Origin of the sequence: Papillibacter cinnamivorans DSM 12816 (assembly GCF_900176335.1) — a bacterium.
Taxonomy (GTDB): Bacteria; Bacillota; Clostridia; order Oscillospirales; family Oscillospiraceae; genus Papillibacter; species Papillibacter cinnamivorans.
Genome location: NZ_FWXW01000006.1, coordinates 92,761 through 117,713 on the forward strand (window position 1 = coordinate 92,761; position 24,953 = coordinate 117,713).

The window sequence follows — 24,953 nt, forward strand, 5'->3', positions numbered from 1 at the left end:
GATGCGGACCCGAAACAGACTTTTCCCGATGGATTTTCCCCGGGAAAGGAAACGCGGCTTCCGCCTGTATGCAATATACTGCGGGAGCATGGCAGTGCCGGAAACCGGCGTAAAAGCGGACGGGGCATAAATACAGGGCAAATTCCCCAATCCGGGGAGCACTATTAATTTGCAATTCGGCATCGTTTATATTGCAAAAATCTTTTACATATCGTATAATAAAATCGAAAGACAAAGGAAGGAATCCCCCTGGTTTCTTTTCACCATTCCGATTGGCCGGGGCGGAGCACTTCACCCATCGGCAGCCTTATACGGCTGCCGTAAATAACGAAGGTCGCGTATCAAAGGGGATCACGCCTCCAGCGCTGCTGTACCCATTGATGCTCTAGACCCGGACGGAAGGATTGATTGGTAAAGTGGCACAGACTGAGGTAAAGGATTTCAAGAAGGTACTTGTGGCCAACCGGGGCGAGATTGCAATCCGAATTTTTCGCGCCTGCTATGACCTGGGGCTCAACACGGTTGCAATCTATTCCAAGGAGGACGTTTATAATTTATTCCGGACCAAGGCGGACGAATCGTATCAGGTAGACGAGAGCCACAGCCCCCTGGGCGCGTATCTGGACATCGACTGGATCATCGCCGAGGCCAAGCGCAGAGGGGCGGACGCCATCCATCCGGGATACGGATTTTTATCGGAAAACCCGAATTTTGCCAAAGCCTGCGAAGACAACGGAATCAAGTTCATCGGGCCCCCCTCCAGCGTTCTTGCCCAGATGGGCGACAAGCTCAACGCCAAGGCGATTGCAATCCGGTGCGGCGTTCCCATCATTCCGGGCAGCACCGTGCCCCTGAAGGACGGACAGGACGCGCTGGAAAAGGCCGTAAACTACGGATTTCCCGTCATCCTCAAGGCGGCGGCCGGCGGCGGCGGCCGGGGCATGCGCCGGTGCAGCAAACCGGAGGAGGTAATCCCCGCATTCGACCTGGTGCGCAGCGAGGCGAAAAAGGCCTTTGGAAACGACGATATTTTTATTGAAAAATTCATAGAAGAGCCCAAACACGTGGAAGTCCAGATTCTGGCGGACGAACACGGCAACGTGGTGCATCTGTATGAGCGCGACTGCTCTCTCCAGCGGCGCTATCAGAAGGTGGTGGAGTTTACCCCCGCCTTTGCCGTACCGGAGGAGACCAGGAAAAAGCTCTACGCGGACGCCGTGAAGATCGCAAAGGAAGTCGGGTACATCAACGCCGGAACCGTAGAGTTTCTGGTGGATAAAAGCGGGAACCACTTCTTCATCGAGATGAACCCCCGGATCCAGGTGGAGCACACCGTAACCGAGATGGTGACGGGCATCGATCTGGTCCGGGCCCAGATACTCATCGCGGAAGGCAAGCCTCTGAGCACTCCCGAGATCGGCATTAAAAGCCAGAACGACGTCAAGGCCCGGGGCTATTCCATCCAGTGCCGGATCACCACGGAGGATCCCCAGAACAATTTCGCTCCCGACACCGGGAAGATCACGGCCTATCGTTCCGGCGGCGGCTACGGCGTGCGGCTGGACGCGGGCAACGCTTACTCGGGCGCCGAAATTTCCCCGTATTACGACAGCCTGCTGGTGAAGATCACCACGATCGACAACACCTTCGAGGGCGCCTGCCGGAAAGCTCTTCGTTCCATCAGCGAGACCCGGGTGCGGGGCGTCAAGACCAATATGGCCTTTATCAGCAATATCCTCAGCAACCCCACCTTCCGGGCCGGCAAGTGCCACACCAAGTTCATAGACGAAACGCCCGAACTGTTCAAGATCGAGGATTCCCAGGACCGGGCGACAAAGATGCTCAAGTACATCGCAAATATCGTGGTCAACGACCCCACGGCGGGCCGGAAGCTCTACGAGACGCCCCGGTTCCCCAAGGTCACGGAGCAGCCCAGGCCCGGCCTGAAGCAGATGCTGGACAAAGAGGGCCCGGAAGCCGTGCAGAAATGGGTCCTTGCCCAGAAAAAGCTCCTGGTCTGCGACACCACCATGCGTGATGCGCATCAGTCGCTGCTGGCCACCCGGGTGCGTACCCGGGACATGGTGAAGGGAGCCGAGGGAATGGCGGACGCTTTGGCAGATGCCTTCTCCCTGGAGATGTGGGGCGGCGCGACCTTCGACGTGGCCTACCGTTTCCTGCACGAGGATCCCTGGGAGCGGATCGACCTGCTGCGGGAGAAAATCCCCAACATCCTCTTCCAGATGCTCCTGCGGGGCGCCAACGCCGTGGGCTACACCAACTATCCGGACAATCTGATCCGGGAGTTCATCCGGGAGGCTGCAAAAAGCGGCATCGACGTGTTCCGCATTTTCGACTCTCTTAACTGGATCCCCGGCATGGAGATCGCCATCGACGAGGTTCTCAAGTGCGGAAAGATCGCCGAGGCCAGCATCTGCTACACCGGCGACATCCTGGATCCGTCCAGGGACAAGTACACCGTAAAATACTACGTGGACATGGCCAAGGAGCTGGAAAAGCGGGGAGCTCATACTCTCTGCATCAAGGACATGTCCGGCCTCATAAAGCCTTATGCGGCCAAAAAACTGGTGACGGCGCTGAAAAACGAAATCGGCATCCCGGTGCACCTGCACACCCACGACACCAGCGGAAACCAGGTGGCGGCCCTGCTGATGGCGGCGGAGGCGGGAGTGGACATCGTGGACGTGGCCATTTCCAGCATGTCCTCCCTCACCAGTCAGCCCTCCATGAACGCCGTGGTGGCCGCCCTGGAGCGGCAGGAGCGGGATACCGGCCTGGATCTCCAGAAGCTCCAAGGGCTCACCGACTACTGGAGCGACATCCGGGAGCGGTACGACGTGTTTGAAGCCGGCATCAAGAGCCCGGCCACGGACATCTACCGGTACGAGATCCCCGGCGGCCAGTACACAAACCTCAAGCCCCAGGTGGAGAGCCTGGGCCTGGGCCACCGGTTCGACGAGGTAAAGGAAAAATACAAGACGGTCAACGACATGCTGGGAGACATCGTAAAGGTCACCCCCTCCTCCAAGATGGTGGGAGACCTGGCGATCTTCATGGTGCAGAATGACCTGACGCCGGAAAACATCGTTTCCAAGGGCGAGAACCTGACCTTCCCGGACTCCGTCGTGAGCTATTTCAAGGGAATGATGGGCCAGCCCGCATGGGGCTTCCCGGAGGATCTGCAGCGGGTGGTTCTCAAGGGCGTAGAGCCCATCAGAGGACGGCCCGGCGAGCTTCTTCCCCCCGTGGACTTCGAGGCCGCGCGGAAGACGATCGAAAAGTTCCAGCACAATCCCACCTGGCGGGATATCCTCAGCTGGTGCCTGTATCCCAAGGTGCTGGAGGACTATTTTAAGACCTATCGGGAGCACGGTTACATCATGCGGCTGGGCAGCCACGTGTATTTCCACGGGCTGGCCGTGGGCGAGACCAACAAGGTGAACATCGAGGACGGCAAGACTTTGGTAATCAAGTACCTGGGCCTGGGCGACCTGAATCCGGACGGCACGCGCAACGTGCAGTTTGAGCTCAACGGCGCCCGCAGGGAGGTGGCCGTGCCGGACAACACGGCTCCCGTTTCCGCCCAGGCGGTGACCATAGCCGATCCCGAGGACAAGAGCCAGATCGGAGCCAGCATCCCGGGCGCCGTGAGCAAGGTCATGGTAAAGGCCGGGGACGCGGTGAAGGAGAACCAGGTGCTGGCCGTAATCGAGGCCATGAAGATGGAGACCAGCGTGGTCGCCCGCATGGACGGGGTCATCAAGGAAGTCTTCATCAAGCCGGGCCAGTCGGTGAAGGCCGGAGAGCTTCTCATTGTAATGAAATAAGACGAAATACGATGGAGGCCCCTCAGCCGCTCGGCCAGAGGGGCCTCCGCTTTGGGAGAGATGCGGCATGTCAAGAGAATTGGTATTTGAAACCCTGGACCGTATGGGGATTTCATATGAAACCGTGAACCATCCGCCGGTTTATACGATCGAGGAGATGGACAAGCTGGGCCTGTTTACGGGCGGCGCCGTCTGCAAGAACCTGTTTCTGCGGGACGCCAAGGGACGGCGGCATTTTCTCGTGTCGCTGCAGAAGGACAAGCAGGCGGATCTGCGGAAGCTGTCCGAGGCACTGGAGACTTCACGGCTGAGCTTTGCCTCAGAGGAGCGGCTCATGCGGTATCTGAAGCTGTCCAAGGGGGCCGTCACGCCCTTCGGGATTCTCAACGACGAAGGGCGTGAGGTGGAGGTGGTCTTTGACGAGGCGCTTTCCGGCGAAAAGCGTCTGGGGGTGCACCCCAACGTCAACACGGAGACTGTCTGGATTGCCTGTGAGGATCTCCGCCGGGTGATCGAGGCCCACGGAAATCCCTTCCGTACCGTTCCAATATAAATACAGAAGCAAAAGGCGCCCCTCCGGAAAACCGGACGGGCGCCTTTCTCTTTTCCTGTTTCGGAAGACAAAGGGAGTTTCATACAAATCTTCGATGAAACGAATGACAAAAATTGAGTATGCTTTATCCTGCGTTGTTATCCTCCCTGACGGGCGGAAGCCCGCATGCGTTCTCTGCCTTGCAGGACAAAGCATACTCAATTTTTGTATTCATCATGTCCATCGAAGATTAGTATAAATCAAAATCTCCGGTCATAGATTGTACCGTCGGCAAAGCGGCCGCGGAGACAACCGGGGGAAAGCGGGGGCCGGGTTTCTGAAAGGAAAGTTTGATTCCTCACGGAACAGAGGGGAAGGGAGAACGGTATGAAGATTTTGCTGCTGAAACGGAAACGCTTTACGATCCTCGCGGGGATCCTTGTGGCCCTGGGGATGATTTATGCGGTGAACTATCCCGCCGTCGCGGGGGTTTCCGGAACTGCGCGGCAGCTGCCCATCTACAGCGTACAGCGGGACCAGAAGCTGGTTTCTCTGACCTTCGACGCGGCCTGGGGAAACGAGGACACCCAGAAGCTTATCGATATTCTGGGAAAATACAACGTCAAAGCGACGTTTTTTGTGGTGGGGGACTGGGTGGAAAAGTACCCGGAATCGGTAAAGGCTCTCCACGACGCGGGGCATGAGGTAATGAACCACTCCGACACCCACGCCCATATGACCAAGCTCTCCCGGGACCAGATCCTGGCGGATGTGGAGGCCTGCAACGATAAAATCGAGAAGGTCACCGGCGTAAGGCCCACCCTGTTCCGCCCTCCTTACGGGGAATACGACGACAAGGTGATTGCCGCCATCCGTTCCCTGGGGATGGAGCCTATTCAATGGGACGTTGACAGCTTGGACTGGAAGGAGCTGGCTGCGGATGAGATCACCCGGAGGGTGACGAACAAGGTCCAATCGGGATCCATCATTCTGTTTCACAACGCGGCACTCCACACGCCGGAGGCTCTTCCCGGCATTATCGAAAAGCTCATTCAGGACGGATACCAGATGGTCCCGGTGTCGGAGCTCATCATACACGGCGATTATACCATCGACCACACCGGACGGCAGATCGCAGGATAAAAAGCTATATGCATGCAAAAAAGGCGCGGGTAAAAACAGCCCGGGCCTTTTTATATCAGTAACCGTCAACATGAAGCTTGCATTTTAGAAGCCGCTACTTATATACGCTGGAATTCATAATAAATTTAGTAAGACTTGTATTAATTTTCCTAATACGATATAATTTGCTTGATGATTTGCATAAAGCTGCTCAGCCCGCGGAAAAACCAGAAAAAATGGAGGAGAAATATATGCCAGAAAGCGTTCTTGATCAAGATGAATTTGTTATTCTGGAGAGCCAGACGAACCTTATGACAAGCACCTGGACCGGCAAGGTTGGGGTATTGAAGCTGACAAACAAAAGAATTGTGTTTTTTCAAAAAAATGTTGCTTTAAAAGTACTTGCGGGCGCCTTGTCAAATTTGTCAAAAGGCAAAGCGATTCTGGATATACCTCTGAGTTCAATTTCCGGTGTCTCCAGGCGGAAAATCCAGTTCGATAATAATATTTTGTGCGTTCATACAAAAGATGGAAATGAGTACTTATTTACGCTGAGATTTGAAAAATGGCTTGATGCCATAAAGAATAGTATGGGCAGATATAGTAATGCTGAAATCATTCAGAAATCAGCAACGGATTGGGCTGTCGTTAAAAAGGCCTGAGGGCTGCCCACAGCATATACAGTTAAAACGAAAAAATGGGTCTTCCTATTTTATTTTTAGGTATGGCGTGATGAATATGCAGTACCAAAAACCGTTGGCGTTCACACCGAATACCGGAATTGCAGCGTCAAGGCAGTTATTATAGAGATTTAATTATAGCATTTTATCAGAAGGTTTTCATTTTCGGAGAAATGTTGTATAATCAGGCTATGGCATCCTGTCTTCACTTAATGAAGGGTGGCTTATCAAAAGGAGCCGCGGATGCGAAGATCAAAGCGTCCTCACAGAAGAAAGGGTGGCAACTGCATGAAACTGCTTATACCGGTAGACGGCTCCCGGGCTTCCGTCAACGCGGCTAAGAAAGCGGCCGAAATCGCAAAAAAAGACGGCTATACCATTAAAATAATCTCTGTTATCAAGCCCGACGATCTGCAGGCATATAAAAGGAACGCAAAGGCGTGGCAGCAGCTGGACGGGTCTTTGATTCGCGGCACCATTTCACCCATGGACGATGACGCGGTATACGCCAGGCTGCGCCGCCGGGCCAGCGAAATGATCGACTCCATCTGTACCCAGGCCGGTTGTGACGGGCTGCCCACTGAAAAAGAAGTGCTGATGGGTGAGCCGTACGAAGTCATTCTTAAGACCGCAAAAGAAGAAGGCGCCGACCTGATCGTCATGGGGAATCGGGGTTTTTCTAAAATCAAGCGCTTTTTTGTGGGGTCCGTTACCCAAAGAGTCATCTCCGAAGCCCCGTGTCCGGTGCTGGTGGTGCATACCAACGCGGAGGACGAGGCCGACTGATTCAGACATTGGATATACGTTCAAAAAGCCGCCGTATTTGAAGATTCGGCGGCTTTTTATTGTTCAGTTAATCTATTATCCGTTTCTGCGGCGTTTTCGCCGCAAAGTAGACACATCCGGCACAGGAACCTCCGACCGATTTCCCGCATACAGGTGTGGTACCATGGTTTTTAAAGCGGGAACCTGCTCTGATCAAGGGTGCGGGGGAGACAAATTTGCCCGCGCAGAACTGCGCGGTACCCGTCATTTCTGCGCGGTGCGGGGCATACTGCACAGCGCCGTCGGAAGGATAAGGTTTTTATTTTACCGCATTTGCCGGAATTCACGATTGCTTTTTTCCCCGGAAGCATGTATAATGCTTTTAATTCCCCGCAAAAAGATGAAACCTGACAGCATGAGGTAATGGTATGGATTACAGCCGCTCCACAATGAAATTTTTCGCCTTTACCAGCAGCTGCTATCGATTTTTCGATAACGGCTGGTTTAGTTGCGGAAAACTGAATTGTGAAAGCGATGGGTGCTGTCCTGCTTCCGCATAGACGGGAAACGGGACTTCGGTAAGAGTATACTTTACGGGACTCATTGAATTTCAATGGGTCCCATTTTATTTTACAAGGAGAGATTCAAATGGTAGTGGTTTTAAAGCCGGGTACGGCGCGAAGTGACATCGAGGCCCTTGTGGAAAGTCTGCGGGAGCTGAACGTGGAAGCCAGCGTCACCAACGGGATCGGTTGTTCCATTCTGGGGCTGGTGGGAGACACCGCCAGCATCGACATGGACAAGATTACCCTCAACGAGCATGTGGACCGGGTGATGCGTATCCAGGAGCCCTATAAAAAGGCAAACCGAAAATTTCACCCCGAGCCCACCGTAGTACAGGTGGGAAGCGCCAAGGTGGGGGGAGGCAATTTCTCCGTGATCGCCGGCCCCTGCTCGGTGGAAAGCGAGGCCCAAATCGTAAGTGTGGCCGAGTCGGTGAAGGCGGCGGGTGCCGCCATGCTCCGGGGGGGAGCCTTCAAGCCCAGGACCTCCCCCTATTCCTTCCAGGGTCTGGAGGCGGAAGGGCTGGACCTGCTGCTGGAGGCCAAGGCGATCACGGGTCTTCCCATCGTGAGCGAAATCATGTCGCCTAAGCTCTGCCAGGTTTTCGAGGAAAAGGTGGACGTGGTGCAGATCGGGGCCCGGAACATGCAGAACTTCGACCTTCTCAAGGAGGTGGGGCATATGTCCAAGCCGGTGCTTCTCAAACGGGGCCTTTCCAGCACCTATGAGGAGTGGATCATGTCGGCGGAGTATATCCTCGCGGGGGGAAACCCCAACGTGATTCTCTGCGAGCGGGGCATCCGCACCTTTGAGACCTACACCCGGAACACCCTGGACGTGAGCGCCATCCCCTGCATCAAGCGGATGAGCCACCTGCCCGTCATCGTGGACCCCTCCCATTCCGGGGGAGCCAGCTGGCTGGTGGAGTCTTTGGCCCTGGCGGCCATCGCCGCGGGGGCCGACGGGGTCATCGTGGAAGTGCACAACGACCCGAAGCACGCCCTGTGCGACGGGGCCCAGTCTCTGACGCCGGAGCAGTTTGGGAGCCTCATGGGGAAAATGGGCGGAATGGTTGACCTCATGGGCAAAAGAATTGTACAATAAACCTGTACAGCCAGGGCATATGGAAACGAACCCACACGGAGGCGGGATATGAAGAAGCTGAAGGTGTCCATTCCCGGAAGAGAATATGAGATCCTGACGGACGGGGGGATCCTGGACCGGGCGGGGGAAATGGTCCGAAAGACCGTCCGGGGAGGGAGGATCGCCCTGGTGACGGATGAGAACGTCATGCCCCTGTACGGGGACCGGGTACGGGGAGCCTTGGAAAAAGCCGGGTTTTCGGTCCGGCCCGTTGTGATCCCCGCGGGAGAGACCAGCAAGTCCATGGCCATGCTGGAGCGTCTTTACGACGAATTCATGTCCTTTGAGCTTACCCGGGCGGACGCGGTGCTGGCCCTGGGGGGCGGCGTCGTGGGGGACCTTGCCGGATTTGCCGCCGCCACCATCCTGCGGGGCGTGGATTTCATCCAGGTTCCCACCACCCTTCTTGCCCAGGTGGACAGTTCCGTGGGGGGCAAGGTGGCAATTGACCTGAAGGCGGGGAAGAATCTGGCGGGAGCTTTTTATCAGCCCCGGCTGGTGCTTATCGATACCGATTGCCTCCATACGCTTCCCCCCCGGGAACTTTCCGGCGGGATGGCGGAGGTCATCAAATACGGGGCAATCCGGGACGCGGCGCTCTTCCGGCGGCTGGAGGAAGCCGAGATCCGGGAAGGGCTTCCCGCCGGGACCGAGGAGATCGTCTGTCGGTGCTGCGACATCAAGCGGGAGATTGTAGAGCGGGACGAGCGGGACACTGGGGAGAGAATGGTCCTCAATTTCGGCCATACCCTGGCTCACGCCTATGAAAGCGCTTACAACTTCGAGAAATATACCCACGGCGAGGCGGTGGCCGCCGGTATGTGCCGGATCGCCCTGTTGGGAGAAGAGCTTGGGATCACCGAACCCGGAACGGCAAAGCGCCTGCGGGCGCTGGTGCGGAAATGGGGGCTTCCCGACGCCATCGAGTGTACCCCGGAGCAATACGGAAGGGCTCTCCGACTGGACAAAAAGGGCGAGGGCGGCAGCATCCGGCTGGTTGCGCTGAAAGCCCCGGGAGAGGCCGTTCTCTATCAGATAAAGAAAGAGGCGCTTCTGGAGCTTCTTTCGAGAGAGGTGAGGGAATGACGGTATTCATCACTCCCGCAAGGCTTCACGGTACAGTGAAGCCTCCGCCCTCCAAGAGCCAGGCCCACCGGGCGCTTCTGGCTGCGGCGCTGGCCCGGGGGACAAGCCGCATTCAAAACGTGGATCCGTCGGAAGACATTCTTGCCACCATGGGCGCGGTACAAAGCCTGGGGATTTCCTGCCGGAAAGACGGGAAGACGGTCACGGTGGGCGAGCTGCGGATGAAACGGGACCTTGCAGCCCCTATAGACTGCGGGGAATCGGGCTCCACCCTCCGGTTTCTGATTCCCATTGCCCTCGCCCTTTTTGGAGCTGGACGCTTCACCGGCCGGGGCCGCCTGATGCGGCGGCCGCAGGAGCCGTATTTTGAAATTTTCCGGGAACGGGGGATTCGTTACGATTTGCAGGGAGATCTTCTCTGGGCTGAGGGGGAACTGAAATCCGGCGTATTCCGGCTGCCGGGGGATGTGAGCTCCCAGTTTGTCACGGGACTTCTCTTTGCTCTTCCCCTTCTGAAGGGAGACTCGGTCATCGAGGTCACCTCGCCTCTGGAATCCCGGGGCTATGTGGACATGACTCTGGATACCCTTGCGGGATTCGGCATCCGGGCGGATAACCGGGGGTACGAAAGCTTTTTCATCCCGGGCGGACAGAGCTACCGTCCCCGGGAGATGACGGTGGAGAGCGACTATTCCCAGGCCGCCTTTTTCCTGGCGGCAAATGTTATGGGAAACCGGATCGAGGTTTCCGGGCTCAATCCAGACTCCATTCAGGGAGACAGGGTGATTCTGGAGCTTGCCGGGAGGATGACGACACCGGGGGATCTGGAGATCGACGTCAGCCAGTGCCCCGACCTGGTGCCGGCGCTGGCCGCTGCTGCGGCGCTGCGGCGGGGATGGACAACGAGCCTCACGGGGGCCGGACGCCTGCGGCTCAAGGAGAGCGACAGGCTGGAGGCCGTGAGCGCGGAGCTTAGCGCCCTGGGGGCGGAAATTGAGGCGGGAGAAGACTTTTTAAAGATACACGGCGTGGAAAACCTCCGTGGAGGTTCTACCGACAGCCGGGGGGACCACCGGATCGCCATGGCCCTGGCGGTGGCCGCCACCCGGGCATCCGGGGAAGTGACCGTCACGGGAGCGGAAGCGGTGCGGAAATCCTATCCGGACTTCTGGGAAGACTATCGCATGCTGGGAGGAAACATCCGATGAAATACATGCTTTTCGGGGAATCCCACGGTCCGGCCGTGGGCGTGGTGCTGGAGGGAGTGCCTCCGGGAATTCCCCTGGAGGAGGGCCTCATCCGGCGGGAACTGGAGCGGCGGGCTCCGGGGAAAAACCGTTTTTCAACCCCCCGCCGGGAGGAGGACGCCTTTGAAATTCTCAGCGGCGTCTTTGAGGGAAAAACCACGGGGACCCCTCTGTGCGCCCTGATCCGGAACACTGACGTCAAGTCCGGGGACTACGAAAAAACGCGGTACCTGGCTAGGCCGGGACACGCGGATTATACGGGGCACGTGAAGTACCGCGGCTTTGAGGATTACCGGGGCGGAGGCCATTTTTCCGGGAGGCTCACGGCCCCCCTGGTCTTCGCCGGCTCCGTGGCAAGACAGGTTCTCGCCGGGCGCTCAATTGCCGTGGGCGCGCACATCCTGGAGATCCACGGCAAAGAGGACGCGTCTTTCGACCCCGTGAATATTCTTCCGGAGCAGCTGGCCGTGGTGGCGGGGAAGGCCTTCCCCGTTCTGGACGATAAGTGCGGGACGGATATGATGCTGGAAATCGATCAGGCCCGGGAAGCGAGGGACTCTGTGGGCGGCGTTGTGGAATGCGCGGTGCTGGGGCTGCCGGCCGGCGCGGGAGCGCCGGGGCAGGACAGCGCCGAGAGCATTTTATCCCGGCACCTTTTCGCCGTTCCCGCCGTCAAGGGGGTTTCCTTCGGCGCGGGATTCCGGTTTTCCCGGATGCTGGGGAGCGAGGCCAACGACCCCATCCGGCAAGGCGAGGCGGGCATTATCCTGGAGACTAACCACAGCGGCGGGATCAACGGCGGAATCACCAACGCTATGCCGCTAGTTTTCTCGGTTGTTATCCGGCCTACGCCTTCCATCGGATTGCCCCAGCGCACGGTGAACCTGGAGACGGGGGAGAACGCCGAACTCATCATCGAGGGCAGACACGATCCCTGCATCGTGCCCCGGGCGGTCCCGGTCATCGAGGCGGCGGCAGCGCTGGCGGTCTGGGAAATTCTAGAACAATCCGGCGAGGGAGCGGTATGATGGACAAGCTTGATTGCCTGCGGGGAGAGATCGACGCGGTGGACGCTGCCCTGACGGAGCTCTACGAGCGCCGCCGGGAGCTGACGGCGCAGGTGGGGGAATACAAGCGCGGCAAGGGGCTTGGAGTGACCGATCCCAAACGGGAAGCGGAAGCTCTGGCGGCCCGGCGCGCCCTGCTGCGGGACAGGTCGCTGGGAGCCGACCTCACGGCCCTGTTCGAGCTCATCATGAGCCAGAGCAGGAGGCAGCAGAGACTGCTGCAGGACCGTGCCGGGAACGGTGCGACGGAACCGTCCGGTTCTCCGGTGTGGAGGGAAATCCGGCGCCCCCTGGAGCGCCCCACCGTGGCTTACCAGGGGCTTCCGGGAGCATACGGCGAAGAGGCGGCGGCGCTTTTTTTCGGTAAAGAGGCCTCTTATATCCATACGGAGAGCTTTGAAGGGGTGTTTACGGTCCTTTCGCAGGGAAGGGCGGATTACGGCGTGGTGCCCATCGAAAACAGCTCCACCGGAGCCATCAACGCGGTGTACGACCTTCTGGGGAAATACGGATTTTATATCGTCGGAGAGCAGAGCGTCCGGGTCTGCCACTGCCTGCTGGCTCCCCGGGGCGCGGTGCTGGACGGTATCCGGCAGGTGTATTCTCACGAGCAGGGCTTTTTTCAATCGGAGGAGTATTTAAGGCGGTATCCCCAATGGCAGCGGATCCCGCTTCTCAACACAGCGGAAGCGGCCCGTTTTGTGGCGGAGTCCGGGGACCCCGCCAGGGCGGCCATCGCCAGTTCCCGGGCCGCCGACATCTACAGCCTGACGGTGCTGGCGGAGGGGATCAATTTCAGCGACAAGAACAGCACCCGCTTCGTGGTGGTCTCTCCCGGTATGGAAATCCGGGAGGGGGCGGACAAGATCAGCGCTCTTTTCACCCTGGAGCACGAGAGCGGAAGCCTTTACCGGGCCCTGTCCATTTTTGCCGTGAGCGGGCTGAACCTTTTAAAGATCGAGTCCCGCCCCATTCCGGACAGAAGCTGGGAGTACCGGTTCTTCGTGGACTTTTCCGGAAGGCTTGGAGAAGGCGGCATGGACAACGTCATCCGGGAACTGCGGGAAAACAGCCGGTCGTTTCAGATTTTAGGCAACTACAGGTCCAACATGGGGGAAGCGATGTGAAAAACCTGGTGCTCATCGGGATGCCCGGCAGCGGGAAAAGCAGCCTGGGAAGACTGCTGGCGGATCGGCTTGGGATGAAATTCGCGGATACCGACCAGATGATCGAGGCCGCGGAGGGGAAAACCATCTCCGAGATTTTTGCCCAAAAGGGCGAGGAATGCTTTCGGGATCTGGAGTCTTATTGGATCGCCGAAGCCGCAGGGGCAGAAAATACCATAATTGCCACGGGAGGCGGCGCGATCCTCCGGGAGGAGAACCGGCGGACCCTCCGGGAAAACGGCGTGGTGTTTTTTATCGACCGGCCGCCGGAGCTGATTTTAAAAAGCGCCGATTTAAGCGACCGGCCGCTGCTGGCGGAGGACTGGGAGAGGATCTACCGGCTGTACGATCAGAGGATCGGGCTGTATCTTGCCTGCGCGGACTGCCGGGTTTTGAACGTAGGGACCCCGGAGCAGGCGGCAGAACGGATTTACTCATTTTATAAAGAAGGCGGGGAACCCAAATGAAATTTCTCATTCTCAACGGGCCGAATCTGAACCTCCTGGGAAGCCGGGAACCGGATATCTACGGAAAGAGCAGCTATGCCGCCCTTTGCGAGGAGCTTACGCTCTTTGCCACGCGGATCGGCTGCGAGGCGGTCTGCTTCCAGAGCAATCACGAGGGGGAGCTCATCGACAAAATCCACTCCGCCCGGGAGGAATTCGACGCCATCGTCATCAATCCCGGAGCCTTCACCCATTACAGCTACGCCATTTACGACGCGATTCTGGCGGCGGGCCTGCCCGCCGTGGAGGTCCACCTGTCCAACGTGCACAGGCGGGAGGAATTCCGGAGGAAATCGGTGATCGCGCCCGCCTGCGTAGGGCAGATCTGCGGGCTGGGCATCTACGGGTACGAGGCCGCCATGGTCTACTTCCTGGACAGAAAAAACGAAGCATGAGGGTGGAGCTGAACAACGAAACCAGGCTTCTGGCCGTAATCGGGGATCCGGTGGGGCACAGCCTTTCACCGCTGATCCATAACACCATGCTGGGACGGCTGGGACTCAACTATATCTATTTTCCCGTGCGCGTTCCCCGGGGCGAGACGGGAGAATGGCTGAAGGCCGCTCGTCGGGTCGGCTTTGCCGGGTTCAACGCCACCATGCCCCACAAGACGGAGCTTCTCCGCCTTGTGGACGAACGGTCGCCGGACGCCGAGAGAATCGGAGCGGTGAACACCGTCGTTCTCCGGGACGGAAGGACCGTGGGACACAATACGGACGGAGCCGGGTTTTTAGCGTCTCTCGCCGACGCCGGAATCTCCGTGAAGGGAAGGCGCGTCGCGGTTCTGGGGGCCGGAGGAGCGGCCGGCGCGGTGGTATTGTCCATGGCCGCGGCGGGCGCGGAGCGGATTACCGTCTTCTCCCGCTCGGAAGGACAGGCCCGGCCGCTTGTGGATGCCGCCCCGGAGATCATCGGGCACGCGGCCTTTTCCTACGACGGTATATCCGCCGGTGCTTCAAACTGCGACCTTCTTGTAAACGCAACCCCCCTGGGCATGTCCGGGGTTTCGGATCGGTTTGAGCGGCTGGACTTTGTCGACAGACTTCCCAAGGACGCCGCCGTATGCGATCTCATTTACAGTCCGGGGAAGACCGAGCTTCTGCGCCGGGCGGAAACCGGGGGGCTCCGAACCGTCGGGGGCCTTGGTATGCTGATACACCAGGCGATTTTTGCCCTGGAGCTGTTTACGGAAACGACAGTCGATCACAAAGCGGCGGCGAAGCTGCTTCACGAGGTCCTTGAACAGCGGGGGCAATAAAAAATAAATGAATTATATCAAAAGCGAAGCGGATTCTCCCGTTTCGCTTTTTTGTTACCGGAGCTGGCCGGGGGTTTATACTGATACTATTATCCAATAAAAAGATTAAACAAGACAGTACGGTTGTCCCCCCGCCTCCGGCGGGGGGACAACCGTACTGTCTTGTTTGTTATATCAACATTTTTATTTCCATCGCATAGCAGTATTATACAATCTGTCAAGAAAATCAAAAAAGGTATAAACGGGCCAAAAGTGATCAAACTGTATCCGAGGTGGGCGGTGTGCGTTGTTTTGCCGTGGCGCAGCTTGAGTGTGAGGCGTTGTCCGAGGTAATCCGGGCGTATCTGGAGAACTGCCCGGTGGTTTCCGAAAAAAAATCCGGCGGAATCTGCATGGCGGCGGGACGGGAACTGGGCCTTCTTCTCCGGCAAAACCCGGAGCTGGTTATCTTTTCCCGGCACTGGGGAGACAAAACCAATTCAGAAACCGGGGATCCGATCCACTGCGGCGCGGCTCTTATCCCTGGAGTTCACGCATCCTCCGTGGGGGCGCGGATCCGCACGAAAAGCGCCGTGAGTTACGGCATGTCCCCCCGGGATACCATCACCCTGTCCAGCATCAACGACACGCAGACGGTAGTTGCCCTGCAGCGGGAGCTGGTGACTTTGGACGGAGCGGTTCTGGAGCGGCAGGAGCTGCCCCTTAAGCGGCCGCTGCCCGGCTCCGCCGACGATCTGATGGCCGCCGTGGGGGGACTTCTGCTTTTAGGGGTTTCCCCGGAGAGGCTCACCGGCTGATTTTAAAAACCGGAGAAGCGGTGTCGCCGTGCGTTCCGGCAGGAATAAGAGAGGACAAACCCGAATATACATTCCACAGAATGGGCAATCGGCGCGGGGCGCCGAAAGGCACAGAAGGAGTGGAGGGTATGGAATCCAACCGGAACGAAAACAGCGCCCGGCTTCGCGGAATTGCAGGAGGTCAGCCGGTTTTTTCCCACGAAACCCACGGAGAGCGGTTTTATACATTTCCCCTGGAGGTGAAACGCCTTTCCGGGATCGCGGACAGGCTGAACGTGGTGGCGCCGGGGCCGCTGGCGGAACCGGACACCGTCCGTCCGGGCGGGATGCTGGAGATTACCGGGGAGCTGAGATCCTTCAACAACAAGAGCGGCAAAGGAAACCGGCTGGTTATCACCGTTTTTGCCAAAGAGGTAAAAAAAACAGACGAGCTATTTTATAATTACATACTTCTTTCCGGCTCTCTGTGCAAAGCGCCCGTCTTCCGGCGCACACCCCTGGGAAGGGACATCTGCGACCTGATGCTGGCCGTCAACCGAAAATACGGGAGAGCGGATTATCTGCCCTGTATCGCCTGGGGACAGCTGGCGGCGGAAACAAAGGACCTGGACGTGGGTGCGATGCTCCGCCTGGAGGGAAGAGTGCAGAGCAGAAGCTATGTCAAGACGGAAAACGGGGCGAGCCAGGAGCGTACGGCTTACGAAGTCTCCGTTATGAAGCTGCTGGGGCCGGAGGAGGAACAGAATTAAGGCAGCACCGCACAATTCGCGGCTCACGCCTCAAACGTCCGTCTGCCTGCATATTTTCCGCCATATTTCACAAAAATGCTCAGGAATACACATAGAATTTCCTCTGCTCTTTGCTTCATCTGACGAAAAATCCGACGGCGCATCCGGGCATTTGGAATTGCGCGGTGTTGCCTTAATTCCAGATTTTCTGTGAATTTGCATTATTTTAACTGAGAGCAGAATGCATATAAAGTATTTGTGGGGTAAAGCTATGAACGCGATACCCAATCTATTATTAAAGGAGATCAACACAATGGCAAACAAGAGCGTTGTTCCTCAGGCCCGTGAAGCTCTGAACAAGTTCAAGATGGAATCTGCCAGCGAAGTTGGCGTGAACCTGAAACAGGGGTACAATGGCGACCTGACTTCCAAGCAGGCCGGTTCTGTCGGCGGCCAGATGGTCAAAAAGATGATCCAGAGCTACGAGAACGGCATGAAGTAACGAAGGACCCATTTTTTACAATACAAAGCCGCCCGGCGTTTTCGCCGGGCGGCTTTGTCTGCCTTAAATGTGAAACCGGCTTTTGCCCGATTTCGAGATTTTCCGCCGCCTTTGCAGGGCGAAGGCGGCTGCGGTCCAACGGCCGCAGGTATCGAGATGTACTCTACGGGCGGATAAGATTCTGCCTGGTTCCTTTTATTTTTTATATTCGAATTCCAGATTGTACATGCTGACGGGGTCGCCGTCCCGGATTCCCATTTCCTCCAGACGGCTGAAAATGCCAGACTCCCGGAGCATGCGGTCGAAATACATGCGGGATTCGTAATCACCGAAATTAATGTTTGCCATCAGCCGCTGCAGCCAGGGACCCTCCACGATGTAGGTCCCGTCCACCACCTGGACGGAAAGCTCTTCCGCGGTGCCGGCACGGGGCGGGGCGGCGACATAGTCCGGCTCGAAAATCCGGATGGCGGGGAGCCGCTGCAGCTCCGAAGCGATTTTTTTGACCAGATCCTCCGTTCCCCGGTGCAGGGCGGCGGAAATGGGGAGGAAGGGATACCCCAGGGCTTCCGCGCGGCGGCGGAGGGGGTCCATGGCGGAGGGGTCCTCCAGGAGGTCGCATTTGTTGGCCGCCACGATCTGGGGCCGGGAAGCGAGCTCCGGGCTGTACCGGGCAAGCTCCAGGTTGATGGCGTCGAAATCGGCCACCGGGTCCCGCCCCTCGCTGCCGGAGACGTCCACCATGTGGACCAGAAGCCGACACCTGTCGATATGACGAAGAAAGTCGTGTCCCAGGCCCACTCCTTCGGAAGCTCCCTCGATGATCCCGGGGATGTCCGCAATCACAAAGGAAACTCCCTCGTCCACATAGACGACTCCCAGATTGGGAAAGAGGGTGGTAAAGGGATAATCGGCGATTTTCGGCCTGGCGTTTGAAACCACGGACAGCAAGGTGGATTTTCCCGCGTTGGGAAATCCCACTAGGCCCACGTCGGCCAGAAGCTTAAGCTCCAGCCGGATCTCCCGGTTCTCTCCGGGCAGTCCCGCCTTGGCAAAATGGGGGACCTGCCGTGTGGGGGTTGCAAAGTGCTGGTTTCCCCAGCCGCCCTTTCCTCCTCTGGCAACGACATAAGGCTCGTCATCCCAAAGGTCCTTAATCAGTCCGCCGGATTCCGCGTCCCGGACCAAAGTGCCCCTGGGGACCCGGATGGTAAGAGATGCGCCGTCCTTTCCGGAGCAGCGCTTTCCCCGTCCGTTTTCCCCGTTTTCCGCCACATATTTCGTTTTGTAGCGGAAGTCCATGAGAGTGGACAGGCTGTCGCTCACCTGGAGAACGACGTCGCCGCCCCGCCCTCCGTCTCCGCCGTCCGGCCCGCCGGCGGCGATATATTTTTCCCGGTGGAAAGAAACGGCGCCGTTCCCGCCGTTTCCGGCCCGCACCAGGATTTTTGCCGTATCAATAAACATTTCCGGCCTCCTTTTCTTCTAAGCCATACCTTACCCCGTTTTGCGCCTCATATGCCGTTCCCGGGACAGAGGCTCCGACGATAAAAAAATCCCGAACCAAAGGCCCGGGATTTTCAGGGTGTCCTCTTATTGCGCCGGCTCGATGATGGAGACCTGCTTGCGGTCCTTGCCCAGCCGCTGGAAGCTGACGCGGCCGGTTTTCAGAGCAAAGAGGGTGTCGTCGCTGCCGATGCCCACGTTGGTGCCCGGATGAATTTTGGTTCCCCGCTGCCGGACCAGGATATTGCCCGCCAGGACCAACTGCCCGTCGGCCCGCTTGACGCCCAGCCGCTTGGACTCGGAGTCGCGTCCGTTTCTGGTGGAGCCTACGCCCTTTTTATGTGCAAAAAACTGAAGACCTATCTTTAACATGGATTACACCTCCAAAACGTCAATGTTGTCCGGGTATTCCTCCCGGAGCCCTGCCAGATACACCATCAGCGCCGACAGCAGAGTCTGGCTGGTTTCCTCTTCCTCGGGGGCGAGCCCGCCGGGAAGGCGAAGGGAAATGAGAGCCTGTTCCGCGTCCGTTTTCACATGCACCTTCAGGCCCATCACATCGCCAAGGGCGCATTCCACGAGACGGACCGCGCTGGTGACCGCCGCGCAGACAATGTCCTGTCCCTCGCAGCCGAAACCGCTGTGTCCCCGGCACTCAAAGCCGGTGATCCGCCCGTTTTCCGTGCGGAAGGATATGGTGGTCATGCCAGGGTGATTTTGCCGACGGTGACCTTGGTATAGGGCTGCCTGTGACCCTGACGCTTGCGGTAGCCCTTCTTGGAGTTGTACTTGAAGATCAGGATCTTCTTCTGCTTGCCGTTTTTCTCCGCCGTGGCTTCCACCTTGGCGCCGGCCAGCAGGGGAGAGCCAAAGGTTGCCTTGTCCCCGTCGATGACGGCAAGAACGCGGTCGAAGACTACCGGGTCTCCTGCGTTAACGTCCAGCTTTTCGATATACAGGACGTCCCCTTCGGCGACTTTGTATTGCTTGCCGCCGGTTTCAATAATAGCGTGCATCCAGTTGTGCACCTTCCTCTTACAGAGTCTCGCTTTCGGGGGCGGAGGCGGAGCCTCGCTTTCAGACCCATTCAAAGCGGCTTTATTAGTATATCAGCACGATTTGGCGTTGTCAACAGCAATATCGGGAACTTTCCGCAAAGAGAAACCGCCCTTAATTATAAGTTACCCTTTTGAAAATAGAGGCGGTAAATATTTTTCAAATCAGAGGAGTGGAATCAAATCTGCCAAATCCTTTTCCTGAATCAGCGTCAAAAGCCTTTTCTTGCTTGCGTATTTAGCAGAAATATGCTATGGTATCATATAATAATTTATCGGGTTATCGGGTGAGCACCTACCGTATGCAAGGCTAATCTTGCATACGGTTTTTATTTTAAATCGTTATAAGTAAGAGAGGAAATCTTATGATGAAAAAAACTCGGGGTACGTTTTTGCTGTTTTTGGCGGCGTTAGTATGGGGCATGGCATTTGTGGCACAATCGTCTGCGGCAGACAGAATCGGAGCGTTTACCTTCAATGCGGCGCGCTCCTTTCTTGCCGCTGTCTTTTTACTTATTGTCATCGGTGTCAGAAACTTTATCAGCATACCCTCAGAAAAATCGGAGAAAAAGGAGATTCCGGGCAGTTCGTTAATTGGCGGTATACTGTGTGGAATCCTGCTATTTTTAGCAGTGAACCTACAACAATTCGGTATTACAGCTTATCCTGAGAACACCGCGGCTTCCGGAAGGGCAGGATTTCTTACCGCTACCTATGTCGTTATGGTCGCCCTGTTTGTGTGGATTACAGGTAAAAAACTGCGCCCGGCGGTATTAATCGCAACAGCGGGCTGTGTCGTGGGCGTGTATCTGCTCTGTTTATCCGATGGTTTTTCCGGCTTTTATCTGGGGGATGCTCTGGTGCTTGCCGGTGCAGCGGGCTTTGCAGGATACATATTAATAATTGATTATTTTTCAAAGCTTGACAGTCTCAAAATATCCTGTATACAGTTCTTTGTTTGCGGAACACTTTCACTCATTGCCATGTTTATCCTTGAAAAACCGAATGCGCATATGCTGCTTGCCGCATGGCTTCCGATTCTCTACACGGGGATACTTTCCAGCGGTGTGGGCTATACCTTGCAAATAATCGGTCAGAAATATACGGAACCTGCGGTTGCATCCATCGTGATGAGCCTTGAATCTGTGTTTGCAGCTCTTGCCGGATGGGTCATCTTAAATGAACATTTGAGCGGTAACGAGTTAATCGGATGTGGGCTTGTGTTTATTTCGGTGATTCTGGTACAAATTCCGGATTTCATCAAACCAGAAACTGAAAAACAAGAGGATTATTCCGGAAAACAGAGGGATATTCCCACCAATAAATAAATTATTTTATCAGAGAATTGCATACCCCGTTACTCTTGCAAACAGGAATTTACTCTTTCGATTCCGCAATGAGAAACCGGATGAATCCGGCGGGCAGAAAAAGACCGCTCCGTGGGAGCGGCCTTAGCCATAAAATTTTGACTGCTGGATGGATTGACCATTTTTTCTATTTTATCTCCGCCGGGGCGGCGCCGGCGCTGCCTTCTTCTTTGAAAAGCCTTCCGAAACTCTTTAAAAGCGAACCCGCCTTTGAAAAAAGCGTCGGAGCCGCTTTCTTCTCCAGAGCGGCATATTCCCGGCAGAAACCGTCGCACTGATCATAGTTTTCGTACCGGACCCAGTCGGGATACAGCGGCGCACAGCCGCCGCTCTCACAGCGGGTCGTATTGATGCTATATAATATCATGAGAATCTCCTCCCAATCCATAGTGTTCGGCACACTCTGAAACGGCCGTGTGAGAACTGCCGCTCTCCTCAGAAAACCCCGCCTCCGACAACAAATCGTCCAGGGTGATGCTCAGCAGTTTTGCAAGCCGGGGCAGCAAAAATATATCGGGATACGAGTGATCGTTTTCCCATTTTGAAACAGCCTGCTTGGATACGCACAGCCGGAGGGCGACCGCGTTCTGCGTATACCCGTTTTTAATCCTCAGGGTGCGGATTTTTTCCCCCAGGGTGACGGACATGACAATACACTCCATTTCTGTCTGTATATGCCACCGTTTTAAAGACAAAAAAGCGGCGGTATGAATCTCGATCATACCGCCGCCTGTATACAGCAGAAAATGGCTATGCCATCCCACCGGACGAAGGTACAATCCATGCTTTTTCGGTTTTCTGCGCAGACATGTCGAACACAACTGCGATGCCATAGCCGGCAGCGCTGCATTCAATGACGCCATATCCAACAGTGGGGACAAATGTCTTTGTATGAAGCATAGTTGCACCTCCTTTTTTCCTTGATCTGGAGACATCATACCATAGGCCCTATGGAAATGCAAGAGATTTTTCAAAAAGTAAACGGTTGGTTGTCATGTGTTCAGGGGTATCCCACAGCGGCCCGGACGCGTCCTGAAAAGGCCGGGTTGTCTATTGACGGGACGGATTCAAAAGAATAAAATACAAAATATAGAAATTAAAGGGATGATCACAATGAGGAAACTGACTGCTGTTGTTCTTCTCCTGTTGGGAATACAGATCTTCAGCATACAGATATTCGCGGAATCTGCCTATATCGGCGGCACAAGTCAGATACAGGAATCCAACGAGCCCGTTATACGGCATATTTCAGGGACAATCCGGCTGCCCGGAAATGAAATCGCCGAGAACCCGATCCAGTGCAGGATTCTATTGCTTGACAGAGAGCAAATCACAGAGGATGGGGTCGTCGATTCCGTGCCGACAGAAATCACCGCCATACTGCCCCAAGGCGCCAATCAGGTAGAGTACCGGTTCGATTACTCCTGCGGCGCCTATCAGGACCCGGTTCTCATCGACTGCCGCATTTCGGGAGACGACGGCTATACCGAGGACAATTTCTATGCCGGAGATTCCACCACGCCGTATTGGTACCGTGCCGTGCCGCAGGAGGTTTCCGGGAAGGACAGCGAAGGAGTGAATTTCACAGTATCGGCGGCCGTGCAGATCCGCGGCGAATTCAAATTGCCGGAGGCGCCTGAACAATCGGGCCCGACCCTGGCTGTCACAATGCGTGCATTTTCGGATATGGGAACACCGGAGAAGGACGACGACTTCACCATCGAAAAGGACATGGTTTTTTTCTATGGAGCGTCGAACGAATATACGCTGGCCGTACCGGACGAACCTTCCGGCTATATTGTAAGCTACCGCCTGCATAGCTTTTATGATTCACACCCGTATGTGTACAACGGGATTCCGACCAGCGGCTATTATGACAGCACGGGGATTAAGCAGCTGAAGACATACTCCGAAAAAATATCCCCGCAGTCCGGCTGCGCAGACGAAATCGACTTTGCGCCGCCGGCGTACGATTACGAAGGACTTACGGATGTCAAAACGCACTGGGCCAAATCATATATCTATGAAATGACCGCAAGGGGGATTCTGAGTACAAAAGACGCTTCGGATACGTTCCGGCCGGACGACTGCGTAACCAGAGGAGAGTGCGTCGAAGCGGCCATTGGGCTGTTCGGCCTGAATGAAACGGCTTCCGAACCGATTTTCAATGACGTAACGTCCGATACCCCTTATTACAAGGCCGTTACAACGGCGTATCACTGCGGACTTATAAAAGGCTGCCCCGACGGGAATTTTTATCCCAACGATCCGATCACGCGCCAGGATATGGAGGTCATACTTTACAGAGGGATTGTAGGCCGGTTTCAACTGGAACCCGATCAAATCAACATTATGGCCGTGGGTGATCCCTCGCTGATCAGCGACAAGGACGAGATAGCTCCGTACGCATACGACGCGGTTGCGCTGTGCTTTCAGTACTATATCGACATGTTCAAGACCGACAACCGTTCCAATCCCCGGGCCACACTGACCCGAGGGGAGCTGGCGTCGGAATTTTACCGCTGCCTGAAATTTCTCGACCGCAATCTGTAGGAAGCGTTCCCACACCGCCGCCTGAAAAACGCCGGGCCTGAAGAATATCTCCTCAGGCCCTGTGTTTTATGTCTTATATTGTATTTGCCTTATTTTTTAAGCCCTTTGACGATTTCCGCGGTGTCCATGGCAATGACCAGTTCTTCGTTGGTGGGGATCACCATGATCTTGACGGGGGAGTCGTCGGTGGAAATGATGGTTTCCTTGCATCTAACCTTGTTTTTCTCTTTGTCCAGGTAAAGACCCATAAATTCCAGACCTTCCAGGATCTTTTCCCGCAGGTCGATGCTGTTTTCACCCACGCCGGCAGTGAAGATGACGCCGTCAATGCCGCCCATGGCCGCGGAGGCGGAGCCGATGCGTTTGGTCACCTTGTAGCAGAAGACGTCTATCGCCAGCTGAGCCCTGGCGTTTCCCTTGGCAGCCGCTTCGTCCAGATCGCGGAAGTCGGAGGAGATGCCGGAAATGCCCAGTACGCCGGACTGCTTGTTGAGGATGTTGAGCATCTGGTGAATGTCGATGTGCTCCAGGTTCATGATATATTCCAGAATGCCGGAGTCCACGGAACCGGAGCGGGTGCCCATGGGAAGCCCGTCCAGGGGCGTGAAGCCCATGGAGGTTTCCACCGATTTGCCGTATTTGATGGCGGATACCGAGGAACCGTTGCCCAGATGGCAGGTGACCAGCTTGAGCTCCTCGATGGGGCGGCCCATCAGCACGGCGGCACGCTGGGAAACGTACCGGTGGGAAGTGCCGTGGAAGCCGTAGCGGCGGATCTTGTCCTCCGTGTAATATTTATAAGGCAGGGCATAAATAAAGGCCTTGGGAGGCAGAGTCTGATGGAAGGCGGTGTCGAACACGGCCACCTGGGGAACGTCTCCCATGACTGCCTTGCAGGCGTTGATGCCGGTGATATTGGCCGGATTGTGAAGAGGAGCGAGGGGAATGCACTCTTTCAGTGCGTTCATGACCGCGTCGTCAATTAAAACCGAGCTTGCGAAAAATTCTGCTCCGTGGACCACCCGGTGCCCGACGGCATTGATTTCCGATGTGTCCTTGATGACGCCGTATTTCGGGTGCACGAGCATTTTCAGGACGGTCCCGATGGCGGCGGAGTGGTCAGGCATGGTAATATCGGCTTTGTAATCGTCCTTCCCCGAAGCGGAGTGTTTGATTGAGCCGTCGATACCGATGCGTTCGCAAAGGCCCTTTGCCAGGAGCTCCTTCGTATCGGTCTCCATCAGCTGATACTTCAGGGAAGAACTGCCTGCGTTGATTACTAATACTTTCATTTCTGATCTCCTTCTTTATTACAACATTGAATATATTAAGAAATTGATTCGCTTGAAAATGTACGGATCCGGAAGTAAGATACATACAGGGAGAAGGTTTCTCCGTGCATATTGTAGACCATTTGAAGCTAAACGACAACTATTTTTGCAAAATAATCGTCAAAAACCT

26 protein-coding genes are annotated in these 24,953 nt (G+C 56.2%); 18 read left to right on the top strand and 8 right to left on the bottom strand.

Annotation, left to right across the window (positions count from 1 at the left end):
* Positions 1-416: 416 nt before the first annotated feature.
* From B9A13_RS10265 to B9A13_RS10340, 16 genes are all read left to right on the top strand, one after another.
* Positions 417-3,848: a pyruvate carboxylase gene (locus tag B9A13_RS10265; RefSeq protein ID WP_084235068.1), complete on the top strand. Its 3,432-nt coding sequence runs from the start codon at positions 417-419 to the stop codon at positions 3,846-3,848.
* A 67-nt stretch (positions 3,849-3,915) separates the two neighbouring features.
* Positions 3,916-4,401 (top strand): prolyl-tRNA synthetase associated domain-containing protein, encoded by a 486-nt coding sequence (locus tag B9A13_RS10270; protein ID WP_084235069.1) that lies wholly within the window; start codon positions 3,916-3,918, stop codon positions 4,399-4,401.
* Between the two features lie 366 nt (positions 4,402-4,767).
* Positions 4,768-5,523: a polysaccharide deacetylase family protein gene (locus tag B9A13_RS10275; protein WP_084235070.1), complete on the top strand. Its 756-nt coding sequence runs from the start codon at positions 4,768-4,770 to the stop codon at positions 5,521-5,523.
* Between the two features lie 230 nt (positions 5,524-5,753).
* Positions 5,754-6,164: a hypothetical protein gene (locus tag B9A13_RS10280; protein ID WP_143806944.1), complete on the top strand. Its 411-nt coding sequence runs from the start codon at positions 5,754-5,756 to the stop codon at positions 6,162-6,164.
* Between the two features lie 306 nt (positions 6,165-6,470).
* A complete protein-coding gene (locus B9A13_RS10285; RefSeq protein WP_084235072.1) occupies positions 6,471-6,968 on the top strand; it encodes a universal stress protein in 498 nt (165 codons plus the stop codon).
* Positions 6,969-7,595: 627 nt separating this feature from the next.
* A complete protein-coding gene (aroF, locus tag B9A13_RS10290) occupies positions 7,596-8,615 on the top strand; it encodes a 3-deoxy-7-phosphoheptulonate synthase (protein ID WP_084235073.1) in 1,020 nt (339 codons plus the stop codon).
* A gap of 48 nt (positions 8,616-8,663) precedes the next feature.
* Positions 8,664-9,740, top strand: a complete 1,077-nt coding sequence (aroB, locus tag B9A13_RS10295) for a 3-dehydroquinate synthase (protein WP_084235074.1) — start codon at positions 8,664-8,666, stop codon at positions 9,738-9,740.
* Positions 9,737-10,948 carry a 3-phosphoshikimate 1-carboxyvinyltransferase gene (aroA, locus tag B9A13_RS10300; protein WP_084235075.1) on the top strand — a complete coding sequence of 404 codons (1,212 nt, stop codon included), beginning with the start codon at positions 9,737-9,739 and terminating at the stop codon, positions 10,946-10,948. Before aroB ends, aroA begins: the two co-directional genes overlap by 4 nt.
* On the top strand, positions 10,945-12,015 hold the full coding sequence (gene aroC / locus B9A13_RS10305; RefSeq protein ID WP_242942838.1) for a chorismate synthase: 1,071 nt from the start codon (positions 10,945-10,947) through the stop codon (positions 12,013-12,015). Before aroA ends, aroC begins: the two co-directional genes overlap by 4 nt.
* On the top strand, positions 12,012-13,181 hold the full coding sequence (locus B9A13_RS10310; RefSeq protein WP_242942839.1) for a bifunctional chorismate mutase/prephenate dehydratase: 1,170 nt from the start codon (positions 12,012-12,014) through the stop codon (positions 13,179-13,181). The genes aroC and B9A13_RS10310 overlap by 4 nt, the downstream gene beginning before the upstream one ends.
* Positions 13,178-13,687, top strand: coding sequence for a shikimate kinase (locus tag B9A13_RS10315; RefSeq protein ID WP_084235077.1), 510 nt, complete (start codon positions 13,178-13,180; stop codon positions 13,685-13,687). Before B9A13_RS10310 ends, B9A13_RS10315 begins: the two co-directional genes overlap by 4 nt.
* Complete coding sequence (gene aroQ / locus B9A13_RS10320; RefSeq protein WP_084235078.1) at positions 13,684-14,121, top strand: type II 3-dehydroquinate dehydratase; 438 nt, start codon at positions 13,684-13,686, stop codon at positions 14,119-14,121. The genes B9A13_RS10315 and aroQ overlap by 4 nt, the downstream gene beginning before the upstream one ends.
* The gene (gene aroE, locus B9A13_RS10325) at positions 14,118-14,984 is read left to right on the top strand and encodes a shikimate dehydrogenase (RefSeq protein WP_084235079.1); all 867 of its coding nucleotides are present in this window, start codon (positions 14,118-14,120) and stop codon (positions 14,982-14,984) included. Before aroQ ends, aroE begins: the two co-directional genes overlap by 4 nt.
* A 281-nt stretch (positions 14,985-15,265) precedes the next feature.
* Positions 15,266-15,781, top strand: a complete 516-nt coding sequence (locus tag B9A13_RS10330; protein WP_143806945.1) for a hypothetical protein — start codon at positions 15,266-15,268, stop codon at positions 15,779-15,781.
* A gap of 128 nt (positions 15,782-15,909) precedes the next feature.
* Positions 15,910-16,530: a single-stranded DNA-binding protein gene (locus tag B9A13_RS10335; protein ID WP_084235081.1), complete on the top strand. Its 621-nt coding sequence runs from the start codon at positions 15,910-15,912 to the stop codon at positions 16,528-16,530.
* A gap of 250 nt (positions 16,531-16,780) precedes the next feature.
* Positions 16,781-17,011, top strand: a complete 231-nt coding sequence (locus tag B9A13_RS10340; RefSeq protein ID WP_242942840.1) for an alpha/beta-type small acid-soluble spore protein — start codon at positions 16,781-16,783, stop codon at positions 17,009-17,011.
* A gap of 195 nt (positions 17,012-17,206) precedes the next feature.
* Here the strand turns inward: B9A13_RS10340 and obgE are convergent, their stop codons facing one another.
* The 4 genes from obgE to rplU form a co-directional block, all read right to left on the bottom strand.
* Positions 17,207-18,478, bottom strand: coding sequence for a GTPase ObgE (gene obgE, locus B9A13_RS10345; protein WP_084235083.1), 1,272 nt, complete (start codon positions 18,476-18,478; stop codon positions 17,207-17,209).
* A 126-nt stretch (positions 18,479-18,604) separates the two neighbouring features.
* Positions 18,605-18,889 (bottom strand): 50S ribosomal protein L27, encoded by a 285-nt coding sequence (gene rpmA, locus B9A13_RS10350; RefSeq protein WP_084235084.1) that lies wholly within the window; start codon positions 18,887-18,889, stop codon positions 18,605-18,607.
* A 3-nt stretch (positions 18,890-18,892) separates the two neighbouring features.
* Positions 18,893-19,222, bottom strand: coding sequence for a ribosomal-processing cysteine protease Prp (locus B9A13_RS10355; protein ID WP_084235085.1), 330 nt, complete (start codon positions 19,220-19,222; stop codon positions 18,893-18,895).
* Entirely contained in the window at positions 19,219-19,533 is a 315-nt protein-coding gene (gene rplU, locus B9A13_RS10360; protein WP_084235086.1) for a 50S ribosomal protein L21, read from the bottom strand. The genes B9A13_RS10355 and rplU overlap by 4 nt, the downstream gene beginning before the upstream one ends.
* A gap of 404 nt (positions 19,534-19,937) precedes the next feature.
* Here rplU and B9A13_RS10365 point away from each other — a divergent pair, with 404 nt between their 5' ends.
* Positions 19,938-20,900, top strand: coding sequence for a DMT family transporter (locus tag B9A13_RS10365; RefSeq protein ID WP_341456028.1), 963 nt, complete (start codon positions 19,938-19,940; stop codon positions 20,898-20,900).
* A gap of 166 nt (positions 20,901-21,066) precedes the next feature.
* Here the strand turns inward: B9A13_RS10365 and B9A13_RS10370 are convergent, their stop codons facing one another.
* From B9A13_RS10370 to B9A13_RS14125, 3 genes are read right to left on the bottom strand one after another with little or no spacing between them, the layout of a single operon-like run.
* Positions 21,067-21,306 (bottom strand): hypothetical protein, encoded by a 240-nt coding sequence (locus B9A13_RS10370; protein ID WP_084235088.1) that lies wholly within the window; start codon positions 21,304-21,306, stop codon positions 21,067-21,069.
* Positions 21,293-21,661 (bottom strand): helix-turn-helix domain-containing protein, encoded by a 369-nt coding sequence (locus tag B9A13_RS13955; protein ID WP_200809711.1) that lies wholly within the window; start codon positions 21,659-21,661, stop codon positions 21,293-21,295. The genes B9A13_RS10370 and B9A13_RS13955 overlap by 14 nt, the downstream gene beginning before the upstream one ends.
* 28 nt (positions 21,662-21,689) lie before the next feature.
* A complete protein-coding gene (locus B9A13_RS14125) occupies positions 21,690-21,839 on the bottom strand; it encodes a hypothetical protein (RefSeq protein ID WP_159448100.1) in 150 nt (49 codons plus the stop codon).
* A 213-nt stretch (positions 21,840-22,052) separates the two neighbouring features.
* Between B9A13_RS14125 and B9A13_RS10380 the strand changes: the two genes are divergently transcribed.
* Positions 22,053-23,492, top strand: coding sequence for an S-layer homology domain-containing protein (locus B9A13_RS10380; protein WP_159448101.1), 1,440 nt, complete (start codon positions 22,053-22,055; stop codon positions 23,490-23,492).
* Positions 23,493-23,581: 89 nt separating this feature from the next.
* On the opposite strand, the gene B9A13_RS10385 is transcribed toward B9A13_RS10380, so the two are convergent.
* Positions 23,582-24,784 (bottom strand): acetate/propionate family kinase, encoded by a 1,203-nt coding sequence (locus B9A13_RS10385; RefSeq protein ID WP_084235091.1) that lies wholly within the window; start codon positions 24,782-24,784, stop codon positions 23,582-23,584.
* Between the last annotated feature and the right edge of the window lie 169 nt (positions 24,785-24,953).